This is a genomic window from Pseudovibrio sp. W74 (assembly GCF_001623085.1).
GTDB lineage: Bacteria > Pseudomonadota > Alphaproteobacteria > Rhizobiales > Stappiaceae > Pseudovibrio.
The window spans coordinates 30,565-46,896 of record NZ_LMCJ01000024.1 but is presented as its reverse complement, the minus strand read 5'-3'; the positions used below and the strand labels follow the sequence as shown (position 1 = coordinate 46,896).

At 51.6% G+C, this 16,332-nt stretch carries 14 protein-coding genes; 8 read left to right on the top strand and 6 right to left on the bottom strand.

The window, feature by feature from the left end; genetic code table 11:
• Positions 1–25 precede the first annotated feature (25 nt).
• Positions 26–937 (top strand): LysR family transcriptional regulator, encoded by a 912-nt coding sequence (locus tag PsW74_RS17875; protein ID WP_057461129.1) that lies wholly within the window; start codon positions 26–28, stop codon positions 935–937.
• A 1,324-nt stretch (positions 938–2,261) separates the two neighbouring features.
• On the opposite strand, the gene msrP is transcribed toward PsW74_RS17875, so the two are convergent.
• Positions 2,262–3,236 carry a protein-methionine-sulfoxide reductase catalytic subunit MsrP gene (gene msrP, locus PsW74_RS17870; protein WP_057461130.1) on the bottom strand — a complete coding sequence of 325 codons (975 nt, stop codon included), beginning with the start codon at positions 3,234–3,236 and terminating at the stop codon, positions 2,262–2,264.
• A 286-nt stretch (positions 3,237–3,522) separates the two neighbouring features.
• Between msrP and PsW74_RS17865 the strand changes: the two genes are divergently transcribed.
• A complete protein-coding gene (locus tag PsW74_RS17865; RefSeq protein WP_063290002.1) occupies positions 3,523–4,410 on the top strand; it encodes an NAD(P)-dependent oxidoreductase in 888 nt (295 codons plus the stop codon).
• A gap of 143 nt (positions 4,411–4,553) precedes the next feature.
• Here the strand turns inward: PsW74_RS17865 and PsW74_RS17860 are convergent, their stop codons facing one another.
• Together PsW74_RS17860 and PsW74_RS17855 are read right to left on the bottom strand one after the other, a co-directional pair.
• Entirely contained in the window at positions 4,554–6,614 is a 2,061-nt protein-coding gene (locus PsW74_RS17860; RefSeq protein ID WP_063290003.1) for an elongation factor G, read from the bottom strand.
• Positions 6,615–6,860: 246 nt separating this feature from the next.
• Entirely contained in the window at positions 6,861–7,370 is a 510-nt protein-coding gene (locus tag PsW74_RS17855; RefSeq protein ID WP_057461132.1) for a DUF992 domain-containing protein, read from the bottom strand.
• Between the two features lie 447 nt (positions 7,371–7,817).
• Between PsW74_RS17855 and PsW74_RS17850 the strand changes: the two genes are divergently transcribed.
• Positions 7,818–8,531 carry a hypothetical protein gene (locus PsW74_RS17850; protein WP_057461134.1) on the top strand — a complete coding sequence of 238 codons (714 nt, stop codon included), beginning with the start codon at positions 7,818–7,820 and terminating at the stop codon, positions 8,529–8,531.
• A gap of 188 nt (positions 8,532–8,719) precedes the next feature.
• On the opposite strand, the gene PsW74_RS17845 is transcribed toward PsW74_RS17850, so the two are convergent.
• Complete coding sequence (locus tag PsW74_RS17845; protein ID WP_063290004.1) at positions 8,720–9,919, bottom strand: pyridoxal phosphate-dependent aminotransferase; 1,200 nt, start codon at positions 9,917–9,919, stop codon at positions 8,720–8,722.
• A 274-nt stretch (positions 9,920–10,193) separates the two neighbouring features.
• On the opposite strand from PsW74_RS17845, the gene PsW74_RS17840 reads away from it, so the two are divergent.
• The 4 genes from PsW74_RS17840 (at position 10,194) to PsW74_RS17825 (ending at position 12,805) form a co-directional block, all read left to right on the top strand.
• Positions 10,194–10,592: a GtrA family protein gene (locus tag PsW74_RS17840; RefSeq protein WP_153041759.1), complete on the top strand. Its 399-nt coding sequence runs from the start codon at positions 10,194–10,196 to the stop codon at positions 10,590–10,592.
• Positions 10,593–11,036: 444 nt separating this feature from the next.
• Positions 11,037–11,447: a DUF3775 domain-containing protein gene (locus PsW74_RS17835; RefSeq protein ID WP_063290005.1), complete on the top strand. Its 411-nt coding sequence runs from the start codon at positions 11,037–11,039 to the stop codon at positions 11,445–11,447.
• Positions 11,448–11,615: 168 nt separating this feature from the next.
• Positions 11,616–11,744 (top strand): hypothetical protein, encoded by a 129-nt coding sequence (locus PsW74_RS30150; protein ID WP_256387170.1) that lies wholly within the window; start codon positions 11,616–11,618, stop codon positions 11,742–11,744.
• 161 nt (positions 11,745–11,905) lie between these two features.
• The gene (locus PsW74_RS17825; protein ID WP_082830609.1) at positions 11,906–12,805 is read left to right on the top strand and encodes a DMT family transporter; all 900 of its coding nucleotides are present in this window, start codon (positions 11,906–11,908) and stop codon (positions 12,803–12,805) included.
• Between the two features lie 86 nt (positions 12,806–12,891).
• Here the strand turns inward: PsW74_RS17825 and PsW74_RS17820 are convergent, their stop codons facing one another.
• Positions 12,892–13,356, bottom strand: a complete 465-nt coding sequence (locus PsW74_RS17820; protein WP_208988053.1) for a plastocyanin/azurin family copper-binding protein — start codon at positions 13,354–13,356, stop codon at positions 12,892–12,894.
• Between the two features lie 290 nt (positions 13,357–13,646).
• On the opposite strand from PsW74_RS17820, the gene PsW74_RS17815 reads away from it, so the two are divergent.
• Positions 13,647–15,563 (top strand): S9 family peptidase, encoded by a 1,917-nt coding sequence (locus tag PsW74_RS17815; protein WP_082830608.1) that lies wholly within the window; start codon positions 13,647–13,649, stop codon positions 15,561–15,563.
• A 17-nt stretch (positions 15,564–15,580) separates the two neighbouring features.
• Here PsW74_RS17815 and PsW74_RS17810 read toward each other — a convergent pair whose 3' ends face one another.
• Positions 15,581–16,222 carry an HAD family hydrolase gene (locus tag PsW74_RS17810; protein WP_063290154.1) on the bottom strand — a complete coding sequence of 214 codons (642 nt, stop codon included), beginning with the start codon at positions 16,220–16,222 and terminating at the stop codon, positions 15,581–15,583.
• Positions 16,223–16,332 lie beyond the last annotated feature (110 nt).

Genomic DNA, 16,332 nt, shown 5'->3' with positions numbered 1-16,332 from the left:
AACCGGGAAGATGGGGGGAAAGCAAATGCCAGGCCGTTCTTTGGATTGGGACAAGCTGCGAATTTTCCACGCAGCAGCACAGGCAGGAAGCTTTACCCACGCAGGCGAAGCTCTCAACATGAGCCAGTCGGCTGTCAGCCGTCAGGTCAGTGCACTTGAGGCAGAGCTGGGTGTCCCCCTCTTCCACCGTCATGCGCGTGGGCTGATTCCAACAGAACAAGGCGAGCTTCTTTACAGAACCGCCCGCGAAGTTCTGCTGAAACTGGAAACCGTTCAGTCCCGCCTGACAGACACCAAGGAAAAGCCAAGCGGCACGCTCCGTGTCACCACCACAGTGGGTCTTGGCTCAACTTGGCTCACCGCCCGTGTCAACGAGTTCGTGGACCTTTACCCGGACATGCGTCTGGAACTCATCTGCATGGATGATGAGCTGGATCTGGGCATGCGTGAAGCCGATGTCGCCATCCGCCTGCGCCAGCCAACACAGCCGGACCTCATCCAGCGCAAGCTGTTTACGGTGCACTTCCACGTCTACGCCTCACCGACCTATATTGAGCGCTTTGGCAGCCCAAGCACCATCGATGATCTGGACCACCACCGTCTGATCACCATCGGTGACAACATGGCCTCCTACCTGCGCGCGATGAACTGGCTTGCAACAGCCGGTTTGCCAAACGGCGAGCGCCGCGATGTCTCCTTGCGCGTGAACAACCTGTCTGGCATCAAAAAAGCCGTACAGACCGGCGTCGGCATCGCTATTCTGCCGGACTACATGGTTGAGCCGGGCGCAGGCATCAAACGCGTTATGTCTGTCACACAGGAAGAGCTGCCAAGCTTTGATACCTACTTCGTGTATCCATCTGAGCTGAAAAACACCGCTCGTGTAACTGCATTCAGAGACTTCCTCGTCTCCTATGCAGAACGTTGGACACACTAGGCTAGAACTCTGCAAAAGAGCTAAGTTGGCTTGATGAGCCAGCTCAGGAGTTTCAACCCCAAGTTTTGCACTGCAAAATAAATAATATTCCAGATCTCTTTTGAGGCCTCTCAGACCGTCTGCGAGGCCCTTTTCACGCCCTCTCATCCCGAAATGACAACATCTTACGCAGAGTTAGCTTTCTGATAGTTGTCAAATCCTGCAATGAAGTTCCGAGAGCTTTAAGCCCCCTTAAAAATGCATAGCTGCAATGCAAAAATTAAGGATTGCTGTTTCGGCGCTGCACTGCATATATACACCTGCTGTTGATCAGTTGTTGTCACACCTCTCCTCCCAGTGACATCAACATCCGATCAACTGTTCCCCTCTGGAAGGTGATTGCACCCATTAGGTGCTTTATCATTCATCACTTCGAAACCGGACCGCATGGTCCGGTTTTTTTTTGCCAAATGCCAAAGATGACCAAGGGTCTCCCTAAGTCTTTTAGTCAGCAAACCTCTCCAAGCACCTCGCAGCACACAAGGCCAGCAGCTCATCTGACGCGCTATAAAGCTGTTTTGAAAGGTCTTTTGCTGAGCAGTTACAGCCGCTGACAAACACGCATGACATGCTCAAAATCGCCCTGCCTAAAAACAGACCTAGGGTCGCTTACTTCTTGGGCACACTAAAAAATCAACTATCCCGGATACACGCAGAGACATGCGGATTCATCAGGCTATTGCGCAGCACCACCTTGGGAAAACCCATCAGATTCAAGGTATTCCCAACTCACATAAACTAGTAGTTTCTGCAATCCCTACTCAAATTAACTATATTTTTCCTAGGTAAATCTTCAAACAGTCAAATTTCACCACCTCTAATCAGCGAAATTACAAATCAGTTTGCATCCTTTACTTATCGAATCATACCTATTGGCAAATATCCGAGGTAATGGATGTGAATGACCTGAGAAAAGCATTTTACACTCTGGTTGCCTGCGCACTTTTCGCAATCTATGGCGAAATCTCCCACGCCATAAGCGAAGCTGACAGAGCGGAACGGCTCGGCAGTCAAATCACTTTGCACATTCCGGCAGAATAACAGCGGCACACTTTGATTCCTCTTTTAACGAGGACAAGCCGCTTTTCAGTTATCCACAACAACCGGCAGGTTATCCTTCCAGTTCAATCCTGCCTAATCCTACAGCTCTAAAAACCCATTGAGTGAATAGGCTAATTCGCCAAACCCAACACCACATCACAACGCGCACAAAAAAGCCCGAGTGGCTTTGTCGCTCATTCGCAACCAAACCACTCAGGCCTTTTAAAAGCTTATCAGCAAGCGTTTACCGATAAAGGTTCTGCCCTTCCAGATCCTTATAAAGGTGCGCCACCTGCTCCGCATAGCCATTGTAAAGCTGTGTTGGCACGCGCTCATCCGTACCCAGCAAACGCTCAGAAGCCTGCGACCAGCGAGCATGCGGCACTTCAGGGTTCACATTCGCCCAGAAACCGTACTCGCTCGGGCCAATCTTCTCCCAGAAGCTGACCGGACGTTGATCAGTAAAGGTGATCTTCACAATGGATTTGATGGACTTGAAGCCGTACTTCCATGGCATCACCAAGCGGATCGGCGCGCCATACTGCTTCTGCAACGGCTTGCCATAGATACCCGTCGCTACAAACGCCAGGTCGTTCATGGCCTCATCCATGGTCAAGCCTTCAACGTAAGGCCACGGATACCAGAACTGACGCTGGCCGCTGGCCACGTCGGAATCTTCAAAGGTCTCAAAGCGGATATACTTGGCACCATTCTGCGGACCAGCGTACTTCACCAGCTCGGATAGCTGGAAGCCAGTCCACGGCACAGCCATCGCCCACGCTTCAACACAGCGGTGACGATAAAGGCGTTCCTGCAAAGGCATCTTGCGCACCAGATCATCAAAATCGATGGTCTGCGGGTTATCAACCATACCATCAATGGTGATCGCCCACGGACGTGTCTTCAACGCCTGCGCAGCACCGGAAATGCGCTTGTGTGAGCCAAACTCGTAGAAGTTGTTGTAAACGGATGTCACACTCTCAGGCGTAATTGCCCGCTTCAGGGTGAAATCAGGGTTCCGCTCAGCTGGGTAGAGATCAAGGGTCGGGTCTTTGCCATCCTGTGCAAACACACTGCTCACCAGACCAGTACCACCAGCAGCCAGACCAAGGCCAACAGCGCCCAAGCCCTTCATAAACCTGCGCCGGTTGAAGAACACATCCTCAGGTGTCGCTTCTCTTTCCGGAATAATCCATTCAGGCCTATGAATAATGTTCATGCTGCCATCTCCAAGCAGGTAAGGGTTACGGTAATGTCTACCAATATTGGCCTATGACTTAGCGGCGAAACCCCTTAAACTTCAAGTAAACCCCCCGTGATCCTTTTCGTGATCACGGAAGGCGGGCACAGGACGAACTGTCAGACCATTCGGTTCAAAGCCGCCATCAACATCCAATCAGATTAGATTTCTTTAAATTCAGCAGGTTCAAGACACCCTTTCAAATACGCCTCCAGCTTATTCTGAAACGCGCAGCGTATGTCAGACAGGGCAAAGGAACGGCACCATGACAATCGGATTTATCGGCCTGGGCGCCATGGGCCTTGGAATGGCCCAGCGCATCAACAAAAATCATGCTCTGAAAGTTTACAACCGCTCTCCGGAAAAAGCCGCTGATCTAGTCGCGGAGGGAGCACAACAAGCCACATCTCTGCAAGACTTTGCAGACTGCAATATCGTTTGCTCAATGCTGTCAAATGATGCAGCTGTTGAGGCCGTCTATCTCGCCGGAGACACTCTGGCACTGCCACTGAGAGAAAACAGCATCTCCATCTCCCACAGCACCATCAGCCCACCAATGGTAGACCGCCTCACAGCCGCCCACGAGCACGCTAATGTCAGATTCTTATGTGTGCCAGTCCTTGGCCGTCCAGACAAAGCCGCGGAAGGGCAACTGGTCGCCGTCGCAGCAGGCGAACGCAGCACAATGGATGAAGCCCGCTCTGTTCTGGAAGCCATATCCATGCGGCAATTCTGGATGGGCCCAACACCGCGCCAAGCTGCAGTCACCAAACTGGGCATGAATTTCATGATAGCGGCAGCGGTGGAAGCTTTGGCCGAAAGCTTCACCCTGACAAGAAAGGCGGGCATAGATCCGGAGACCTTCCTCACACTAATAACAGAAACACTGTTCAGCGCTCCCGTCTATCAAGCCTACGCTCCACTCATCGCCCGCGAGCAAAACCCCTCTCCCGGCTTCAAAACCTCGTTGGGCCTGAAGGACGTCAACCTGGCGCAACAAACAGCTCAGGATCTCAAAGTACCGCTCCCCACAGCAGACGTCGTCGCCAACCAACTCCGCACTGCAATCGCAGCTGGATATGCAGACGAAGACTGGTCCATCCTCGCCCGCCTCATGGCCCAAACAGCATCCCTGCCACCGATCAAACCTTGATCTGAGGAGGAATGCAGTAGCCCTTAGCTAACACAAAAAACCCGGAGCATTGCCCCGGGTTCTTTTTCTGTCTCACTTTGGAGCGTATTCCCGAAAAGTGGTTCCGGTTTTCGGACAAGAATACGCGCGCAAGCTTTGGAGTATCAGGCTGGTGCTGTTGCACCCTCAATCACTTTGTCCGCAGCCTTGCCGGAAAGCTCGGCGAGGTGGTCAAAGTTACGAGAGAACGTCGCCACACCAGCTGTTGCAGAGCGAAGCTCTACAATAAGGTCGCTGAGTTCGCTCTCAGGGATCATGGCTTCCACTTCATCCCAGCCATCCCAGTTATCGCGGGCATCAAACCCAAGGATTTGTCCACGGCGACCGGAAACAATCGCATTGATACGAGCTGTGGTATCTGACGGACAGGCCACAACAACCTTATCAACGGGCTCAAGAAGAACTGGCTTACATTCCTTCAAGCCATCTTTCATGGCCAGAATGCCTGCCATGCGGAAAGCCTGATCGGAGCTGTCAACGGAGTGATAGGAGCCATCCTTCAGCGTCACTGCCACATCCACGACTGGGAAGCCTAGAGGCCCTTTTTCAAGAGCTTCTTTCACGCCATCCCCGACAGATGGAATGTACTGCTTAGGCACCACACCACCAGTAATCGTGTCGTTGAAGCTGTGCCCTTCACCACGTGGCATAGGCTGGATAGCCAGCACCACATCGCCAAACTGACCGTGGCCACCACTTTGCTTTTTATGGCGTCCGCGCAGTTCAGTCGTACCGCGAATGGTTTCCTTATATGGAATACGAGGTTCAAAGCTCTTCACAGACAACCCATAGCGCCCGGTCAGTTTTTCAAGAGCAACACGCAGATGCATTTCGCCCTGCCCCTCCAGTACGGTCTCGCCCGTGCTCTGGACCTGGGTAATGCTCAGGGATGGGTCTTCATCCACCAACTTGGAAAGCGCAGTAGAGAGTCTGACTTCATCCTTCCGTTCTGTCGCCGTAATCCCCTTGGAAAGAACTGCATCCGGAGTATCAACGACAAACAGACTTTGCGAAGGCTTGGCACCAACACCAAGGGTCATGCCGGTTTCAATGTTATCCAGCTTGCCAAGAGCCACCAGATCACCAGCAACAGCCTCTGTAATCTTCTTTGGCTGCAAACCCTGCATCTGGAACAGACCAGATGGCCGATACTCTTCCCCATGTCTGTCGTAAAGAAGCGCACCTTCCTTCACAGCCCCACCAAACAGACGGGCAACAGAGAGCTTGCCGCCATGTGAAGTGTGGTAGGTTTTCAGCACCTGAAGAATGGCATCATCTTCCTTGAGCCCCAGACGCTTGCGGGTTTCAACGATACCTGGTGCATCATGGCGCAAAGCCTTCAGCAAGCGGCGGATGCCATTGCCTTTGATCGCGCTGCCAATGAACACAGGGCAGATTTCACCGCGCTGCATTTCCTGCACAAGATCATCAAAAATGACCTCACTCTCAGGAGCTTCGTCTTCTAAAAGTTGCTCCATGAGAACGTCATCGTGATCTGCCAGCATTTCCATCATGGCATAGCGCGCTTCCACCTCACGGGCGCGCTCATCATCTGGAATCTCGATGGTCTTACTTGGCTTGCCTTCCTGGTAGACAAAGGCCCGCTCCAGCGCCAGATCAATAAAGCCTGTCGCAGTGCCGTCCTCCCAGATCGGGATCTGGCGCAACACCATTGGAAGGCTCGAAGCTGGCTGCAATGCCTGAAGCATCGCGCGCACACTACCTGTTGCCTTGTCTATTTTGTTCAGGAAGAGAACATGCGGGATGTTCCGCTGTTCGAGTGATTTGAGAATGAGTTGAAGAGCTGCTGTCTTCTTTTCATCTGGCTCAGCAACCACAACGGCAATATCTACGCCGTTTAAGACACTGTTGCCTTCGTGAAGAAATTCTACGGATCCGGGGCAGTCGATAAATGTGAAGTGATCGCCCTTATAGGTGCAGGTGGCAATGTTCGCCTCAACGCTCATGCTGTGATCACGCGCTTCGTCACTGCTGTCACCCAGCGAGCTTTTCGCGTCAACACTTCCCTGTCGCCCAATAGCCCCCGTTCGTGCGAGAAGAGCTTCCAGCAGTGTGGTCTTGCCACTTGCGAAAGGTCCAATTATGGCAACCGAACGAGGGCTGCGAACCCTGCCTCCGGCAACTCCGACATGCTTGTCTCCCATGATCCATACTCCCTGTTTGGGTTTGGGAAGCAGACACGGGCGTTTGCGCCATGGCGGCGCAAAATCACACGCGCCTTCCAGAGTATTATAAGACTCTGGATAAGTATCGTCACTCGGAAACACAGTGATATGCAAGCGCCAAAACAACAGCGGACTGAAGCGTGACAGTCCGCCGCACAATATGAACCGGCGCTATTTATAAAGATCAAAGGGTTAGGATTCACAATCCCCCTAAGAATTAAAGGATCACTGCTTGGTCAGCCGCAGCCCTGTGACACCAGCTGTGATGTTCGCTCCGGTCTGTCCTTGCAAGCTTAAAGGCTGCAAAGCGATAGAGCGATTCAGACCACCCAGCAGGACATTCGCCTGCACGCCAGCACCCAGCGTGACACCGGCAGACACACCGCCGTAATTCCCGGCAAGAGAACCCGGCTTCAAGTTAGCCTTCGGCGCAACAACACCCCAAACCAACGTTCCGGATGTGACGGGTCCGATGTCGATACCATAGCTGTTGATGGTGCCGGTATATCCTTCGATACGCTTTCCGCTCGGCGATTTGAAAACACAGGACAGTTCATGAGAGGAGCCAACAATGAAGTTGGTCCCGGCAACCAGATCACAGGTCAAAGATCCAACTTCAACACCAGGGCGATCCTTTTGGGGTTCTGCAGGAGGAGGTGCAGGCGTGTCTGCAGAATAGGCGGAAGTGCTGAGACCAAGAGCGGCAACAGCAGCAAAAGCAAGGCATTTCTTCATTATTGTTCTCCAGTGCTCAGGCTCTACGACCTTTTCACAATGGGAAACCAAAGCGTACGGACTGTCAAAGCCTTGCTACGATCACAGTGAATGCTCCGCTTAGTTCCAGCGTTATTTTTACCTAGTGATATGCGTTAGAAATTGTGATTAGGATTTTCACCATAAACGCATCACAGACCAACCTGCCCTATCCGTCACCTCACCGGGTTAACCCTAAGCATCCCTTAAGCCGCTCAAAGTCATCTAAGAGAAGTCCTGCATGCAGAAGGACTTACGGAAAAATTATCGATAAACCCTACATTCTCAGAAGGTTTCATAAAGCTGTATACCAATTATTAACCATAGATATTAAGCCTAACGATTTGACCCATTTTGGGACACTTTAGAACAATGTTTTAAATAAAACACGAGAGTCTCCACTCAGAAATTGAGTACGGAGAATCAGCAATGCGCTCAAATTTGAAGACACTTTTGTTTGGCGTAACCGGTGCAATAGCCATTGCAACTCTTCCAGCGATCGCGCAGGCAAATCCCATCAATGCCCGCATTACAACTGCTTTCGGGGCTCTCGAAGGCAAGATGCTGGGCCTGTTGTCAGGAACAGCTGCTTTCGGGCAGGGTCCAGGCTTTGCATCACAATTTGATGCGACCGCAGGCGGGACCAAGGATTATGGCTTTTATGCTGGCACAGGCCGCATGGGCTTCCGCACGCAGGACTACAACTACTTCGGTGTTGTTGGCTCTGCAGCGCAAATCAACGGTGGAGCCGGTTCCTTCGGCTACGTAGGTGCAGAAGCACAGGTTCACTTTGAAAACCTGTCTGTTGACGGCCTCATCGGCGTTCAGATGATCGACGATACGGGCTCTGTCATGGGTGGTGCAACCGCATCTTACTATGCCAGCGAAAATGCACGCTTTTACGCGGGTTACCGCTATCTGCGCGACAGCCATATCTACGCAATGGGTATGGAGTTCAAGCCAGGGACTGAAACCGCCAACGGCATGACAATGTTCGCAGACCTGCGCTCTGAGAAGCTCGAAAACGCTTCTATCATGGCAGGCGTCCGTTTTTCCTTCGCCGATGCACAGACATTGGTTGAGGAAAGCCGCGGCACATTCGTCAACAACAGTTACATTCTGGATGCTCTCCTCCCGGACTAAGCATCCAAAAGCGTATCCCCGAAAAGTGGATTCCGGTTTTCGGATAAGGATACGCACAAACAAAACACCAAAGTTTTTTTGGTGCCCTGAAACACCTAAAACAAAAAAGGCGCTGCGTGATGCAGCGCCTTTTTTGTATTGAAAGCTGAACGCCAAAGAGGTCTCCGGCGTTCTCTTTCCAAATAAGCTTACTTCAGATTTCCGCAGAAGCGCTGAATACGAGTACAAGCCTCAGTCAAAGCTTCAGTGGAAGTCGCGTAGGAAACGCGGAAGTTTGGACCCAGACCGAACGCGGAACCCGGAACAACAGCAACACCTTCAGTTTCCAGAAGCTCACCTGCAAAGTCCAGATCAGTCTCGATCACCTTGCCAGATGGCGCAGTTTTGCCAATGGTGCCAGCGCAAGATGGGAACACGTAAAACGCACCCTCTGGAACCGGACACTCAAGACCAGAAGACTGGTTCAACATAGACACAACCAGATCACGACGATCCTGGAAAACCTTGTTGTTGACTGGAATGAAGTCTTGCGTCCCATTCAGCGCTTCAACCGCAGCTGCCTGAGAAATGGAGCATGGGTTGGAAGTGGACTGGGACTGAACCTTCGCCATCGCCTTGATCAGATCAGCAGGACCACCCGCATAACCAATACGCCAGCCGGTCATGGAATACGCTTTGGAAACGCCATTCACGGTCAAAGTGCGATCATAAAGCTGAGGCTCGATCTGCGCAGGTGTGGTGAACTCAAAGTCATCATAGACAAGGTGCTCATACATGTCGTCAGACATGATCCAGACATGCGGATGCTTCAGCAGAACGTCGGTCAGAGCTTTCAGCTCATCGCGCGTGTAGCCAGCACCAGACGGATTGGATGGTGAGTTGAAGATCAACCACTTGGTTTTAGGCGCAATCGCCGCTTCCAGCGCTTCAGGCGTGATCTTGAAGGTCTTCTGATCCGCTTCAACAACCACAGGCTCACCACCAGCCAGCAGCACCATGTCAGGGTAAGACACCCAGTATGGTGTTGGGATGAGAACTTCATCGCCTGGATTGATGGTTGCGATCAATGCATTGTAGAGCACCTGCTTGCCGCCGGTTCCGACAGTAATCTGGTTTGGCTCATACTTCAGGCCATTGTCACGCAGGAACTTGGCGCTGATTGCCTGTTTCAGCTCAGGAGTGCCATCAACCGCTGTGTATTTTGTTTTGCCTTCATTAATAGCTGTAATTGCAGCAGCTTTAATGTTGTCTGGCGTATCAAAATCTGGTTCACCAGCACCAAGGCCGATAACGTCGCGGCCTGCGGCTTTCAGTTCGCGTGCCTTCGTGGTCACTGCAATCGTTGCAGATGGTTTCACACGAGACAGCGAGTCAGCGATAAAGCCCATAATGCCCTCCAATAGAAGCGGGTACGTTCTTCGCAAAATAAGTGCGGGCAGACCCTAAGGCGCAGACCAAAGCTTGGCAAGCGCAAACACGCCAGTTTTTCTGCTCAAATTTCGCCAAAGACTGCAGATTTTTTTAAATATTACTCCCCAGATATAATCAGGGGTTCTGTGACGCTGCGTCTCTTGTATTTCCGGAGGAACAAAGCTAAGCAGCCTCTCAAGCCAAAGACCTGAAGATTTAGCTGGTCCCATCAGAAATGAGAGCCTGAATTCCGTGAAAAGCCTGCTGCGAAAACTACTCGAAAACCAGTTCATTCGCTTCGGAATGGTTGGCGGCTCCGGTCTTGTGGTCGATCTGGTAGCCCTCGCCTTTTTCTGGCAAGTGGTCGGCCTTGATCCCCTCATTGCGCGAATCCTTTCCATCTGGATTGCCATGACCAACAATTGGTTCTGGAATCGCATCTTCACCTTCCGCTCTGAAGGCAATCCGTTTGGGGAGTATGTGAGATTCGTTCTGGTCAACAGCGTGGGGGCGGTCATCAACTACAGCACCTATGGCGCGCTGATCACCCTGACCGACGGCTTCTCCACCTATCTGGCCGTTATCCTCGCCACACTGGTGTCCATGACCTTCAACTTCGTGCTTTCAAAAATCTACGCATTCAAAATCTAAGCGCAGGTATTTCAGGAAAAAGGGGCTCTTTTTTGGATGTGCCGACAGGGTAAGAAACACCCCTGCCAGCACAAAGCACTCAGGTCCGCCAGCACCTAGAAACTCTGGGAGATTTGATTGTATTTTCGCCCTTACATCAAATGCTACTCGTAGGTGCAGCGCACAAACAACCCCTACCCCTGCGGTATATACTGTTTTTTTTAACCATAACGATATCCAGTATTCCGCCCGGTAGAACTACATAGGATAAGTTGCGGTCACGCGCTAACCTCCATTTAACCAATTCCCTTTTCTTTTCTGCCGCTTAAATCGCCTATTACTCTCAGCAGCGCCATACTGTCACTCAGCGCGATTGGACTGCAGGCAGCTGTTCCATAAGTTCCACTTGCAGAATAATTCCGAACAGGAGTAACGTTCTGTTACAGCAATAAGCGGGGACGAACGATGGCCGTAGAACTAGCACTATCTGCAGAAACTGTTCGCTTGATCGTACAAAAAGCGCGCGCTGTTTCCGTAAGCCTGCCAGACACTTACGAGGACGGGCACGAAGGTGACCTCTCCTTCGATACGGAAAAGCTGGAAAACGTTCACCACCATGACGGACTTGCAGAAGAAGAGCATGACGACTTTTCTGAGTCTGAACTGAGAGAGATCATCGACGACCTCAACATCGACGAAGCGACAGAACTGGTCGCCATCGCATGGATTGGTCGCGGTGATTATGACCAGAACGACCTGGACATTGCCTTCTCTGAAGCACGCGAACGATCCACGTCTCCGGTCTCAACATACCTTTTGGGCCTCCCCCTCTTGCCTGATTATCTCGAGGCTGGTCTCGAAGCTCTGAATCTATAAGAAAATATGGGCAATAGCAGTTTTGCAATTGAGCGATCTGCTTAAGCTCAACCTGTGGTATCTCGAACACACCAAAATCCAGTAATATATACTTTCTGTATTCGATGTAATCCGCGTCTATTGGCCCCTACTCAGGAAAACAACTGACCAGGGCCGCAGGGGAGCACAATGAGAACCTCGCCAGTTGACTACCATCGTAAAGAGCACGTCAGCCACGCCCAATCACCATGGCCTGTTGCGGCAACAGTCATCGCCGCTTTCGTTGGCATAATGATCATGGTCTTGTTTGTCTTTTAGAGCGTAATCCTAAAAGACAAATGCCAGCACACGCAGCACGAGTGAAAACAAACGCTACGTTTCTGACACCGTCAAGAAGCTCAAAATCGCCTTGAGAGAAATTCAACGGAAGCGCTGACAGACCGCTTGCAGCACCTATTCGCTTGCAGTACAGCTGCGGGATGACTAGGGCATCTGCAAACATACTTCTTCTCATGGCCGGCCTCATCTGGGGCATGGCCTTTGTCGCGCAATCAACTGCAATGGAAAGTCTTGGACCCCTGCAGTTTTCTGGCCTGCGATTTCTCCTCGCCACCTTGGTGATCTTGCCGTTCGCGCTACGCGAACGCCGCGTTCACAACACCAAAAAACTTGGCAAGGCCCACCTTCCTGCGCTGTTGATGGTTTGTGTTGCCTTCACTCTGGGCACTGTCCTGCAACAGTATGGCATCGTGATAACATCCGTCACCAACGCCGGTTTTCTAACCGCGATCTATGTTGTGCTGACGCCAATCCTTGTCACTCTGTTCTTTAAAGGAAGGCCAAACTTCCTCGTGTGGCCTGCAAGCTTGTTCACCCTGCTCGGCATTTACCTGCTCGGCGGTGGTTTGACAGCTTTGAACGGCGGCGACTTGCTCATGCTCTTGTGCGCAGTTTTCTGGGCTTTGCAAGTGATCTTCGTTGGACGCCTCGCAACCTCCTCTGGCCGCCCGATCACGATTGCCGTCATCCAGTTCGCCTTCCTCGGTGTGGTGTGTGTGGTAGCCTCACTCTTCTTCGAAACCTACTCCGTGCAAGCCCTTCAGGATGCGTGGTTCGAGATCTTCTTCGCAGGCGCATTGTCCGGAGGCGTGGCCTTCACCTTCCAGGCATTTGGCCAACAATGGACCACACCGTCCGATGCAGCCATCATGCTGTCTTCAGAAGCCCTCTTCGCCGCTCTGGCTGCAGCCGTCATTCTGGGCGAACGCATCGCACCAATCGGACTGGTCGGCTGCGCCCTCATCTTCAGCGGTATCCTGCTTGTTGAAGTCGGACCTCACTACCTCAAATCCCGAAGAAGCATGGCACAGGCCGAATAGAGCTTTAAAAAGCATCAGCACAAAACACAAAAGGCAGCCAACCGGCTGCCTTTATTCTATCTAACTTCCGCACAAGCTCTACACGCTCACTTGCCTTCAAGCCGATCCAAAATCTGGGAGATCTTGGTACCCATCCGGCCACCCGGCACCACAGAACGAGCCCCCTCCAAGTCCTCGGCACTGTCTTCACCAACCTTGATGATCATCGCCATTCCAAAACGGCCATGAATACCGCAGGTCACACCATAAATTCCCGGTGTATCAAAGGTAACATTCCGATCAGGAGACATCTTGCTGAACTTGAATTTCGGCCCGCCATCCGGCGTCAGCTTCTTGATCGAAATAACCGTGTGGTTTCCATCAAAATTATCAAACTTCACAGTAGCGCCCAACGGCACCTCAAGCAGATCAGGCTCAAAGCGGAACATATGAGAAGGTGTGTTCGCACTGGCATCAGTCACCTGATTAACGGAATACGTCTTGCCCTCCCCAGCAAGAGCACCACCCGCCATCAATACACTCACAAGAAGGGTTGAGAGAATTCTTTTCATCGAGAAACGTCCACCTGCAATTCGGAATTATTATCAACAATGCGTCCGTAAATGGCAGTCTGCATTGATCTAACGCAGCCTCCTAAGCAAAAAATATCTATGGCTTATGCTCTTTCCTTAAGCAGCCTTCAGCAATCGACATCCGGTTGTGGTTTGTGCACCATTCAGAGATTGGACAGGGTCAGAAGCACCTGCAATACTTTCGCTTAGCTCTCTTCTACCGTTTTTCAAGGCCACCTATTCCAAGGCCTGATCTGCTTTTTTCTGTAATAAATTTAAGGCTTCTGACCATGCAGCTTAAGGAACGAACTCGCCTCATCCCCCGCAAGACATTCTTCGATCCCATTGAGCGTCGCCTGGTTAAAATCAGCCCCTGTGGTCAATGGATCGCATTTCATGCCCCCATCAACGGCGTACACAATCTCTGGCTCGCTTGCATCGAAGACCCGCAGACAGCCCGCCCTCTCACAAGCTTCACAGATCGCCATCTTGGTCTCACGCTCGAGTGGGCGTTTGATGGCCATCACATTCTGTTTTCTCGGGATCAGTCAGGCGATGAGAACTTCTGTATCATGAGCGTCTCTATTCATGGTGGCGATCCCGTTTACTTGACGCCAAAGGTCGGAGCAAAAGCCTACCTTCAGGAAATATCGAGAAAACACCCCAATGAAATTTTGGTGGCTCATAATGTAAGGACAAAAAAGCATTTCGACCTTTACAGGGTTTCTCTTTGCACTGGAGCCAGCCAGCTCATTATGCAAAACGATAGGTTTGCAGGATTCTTCACGGACAGCAACTTCAACGTTCGCCTCGCCCGCCGCTACACCGATAACGGTGAGGTTGAATATCTTCATAGACCGGACGGCAAAGACTGGCAGCGCTACACTCTCATTCCTTTTGAAGATAGTTTGACCACCAGACCCGTTGAGTTCAGCGAAGATGGACAAACCCTGTTCTGGATCGACAGCCGCGGGCGAGACAAAGCCGCTGCACTAGCAGAAAATACACAAACACGAGCCATTGCCGTTCTGGCACAAGACTCGCAGGCAGACATCAGCAATCTGTTGCTCGCCCCGCACACACAGCGCCCTTTAGCAGCTAAGGCTACATTTACCCGTACCAATTGGAAGGGAATAGACCCACAGTTTGAATCCGTTCTCTCTGCTTTCAAAGAGCTGTTCGCTGGAGACATAGAAATCAGCAGCCTTTCAGAAAATGCTGATAAACTCATTATTGCTCATGTGCAGGACAACCAGCCCGTTGAGTTCTACTGCTATGACACATCAACCGGAAAAAGCACCTTCCTGTTTGTCACTCAACCCAAATTACAAGACTTACCGCTGGTCAGAATGTCACCCGCAATCGTCAAAACTAGAGATGGGCTAGACCTTGTCTGCTACCTGTCACGTTCAGTCAAAGCAGAAGAGCCCCATCCCATGGTACTGTTGGTCCATGGAGGCCCTTGGATGAGAGATTCATGGGGTATTCACCCAACACACCAATGGTTGTCAAACCGAGGCTATGCCGTTCTATCCGTCAATTTCAGAGGCTCCACCGGCTTTGGAAAGTCATTCATAAATGCCTCAAAAAATGAGTGGGGAGGTAAGATGCAAACCGACCTACTCGATGCTGTTGACTGGGCCATCGGAGAAGGAACAGCCGATCCCAACCGCATCGCCATCATGGGTGGTAGCTATGGCGGTTTTGCAGCACTCACTGGCCTGACTCAAACCCCGAAGAAGTTTGCCTGTGCAATTGATCTGGTTGGAATATCAAACCTGCTCAGTTTTCTGGACACCATCCCTGAATACTGGAAAACGTGGAAGTCCCTCTACAGAACACGTCTTGGCGACTACACAACTGAAGAAGGCCGCGCTTTCCTGAAGGAACGCTCACCTCTCACCCATGTCGGGAAGATCGAAAAACCGTTGCTGATCGTTCAGGGTGGCAAAGACGTACGCGTCAAGCCACCAGAGTCAGAGCAAATTGTCTCCGCCATGCAAGACCACGGCATCCCAGTCACCTACGGCCTTTTCCCGGACGAAGGCCACGGCATTCAGAAAATGCACAACCGTCGGGCCTATCATGCCATGGTAGAACTGTTTCTCGCCAAACATCTGGGCGGCCAGCAGGAGGCAGTCGGAACCGACCTGGAAGGCTCATCCCTCCAGATCCTCGCAGGTCGTGATCTCATCGACGGCCTGTAACCACCGCTCATAATCCGCTACTTCAGCGCCTCAGCGACAGCACCGGTAAGACTGGTGGCGACTGGGGCGCCTGTGGTGACGAGGCGGTCGTGGGAGTACATGCCGGTTGAAACCAAAACGGCAGAAGCTCCAAGACCGTTGGCCGCATCAAAATCATCAATGCTGTCACCAATCACGCAGACGCTGGCAGGTTCCACACCCAGCTCATCGAAATGCGCTTTGAGTGCATCGATTTTGAAATGCTTCTTCAAATCCCGCGCGCCATCAACGCGGGTAAAATGCTCGTAGATACCATTGTGCCGAACAAGTGAGACCAACTCCTCATGGGGAGCCATGGACAAGATTGACTGGCTCTTACCAGCCCCGCTTATGGTCTCCAGAGCATGAAACGCATCAGGTGCCAGTGGCAAATCATACATCGCAGGCTCGTAGACTTTGCTGAAATCACTGTAGAAGGTGGCAAGCTCGCTTTCAGTAGCAGCACGCCCCATCAGCGACTTGATGTAATCCGCAAAAGGACGGGTATGATGCTGGCGAACATCCTCAAACGTCACACCGCTCAATCCAGCCTTTGCAAAATAGTCGATGCCATATTGCGCAGTGATTTCGAAATCATCCAGTAGGGTACCGTTCCAGTCCCAAACAATGTGCTTTGTCATTAAGCCCAACCAGTTAGCCAACATGCAGAGAGAACATTCCTCACACATGTGGTGCAAACACACGCCTCTGTCAACGCTGCCTCATATAGCAAAGCCTGCCCTACAGCGTA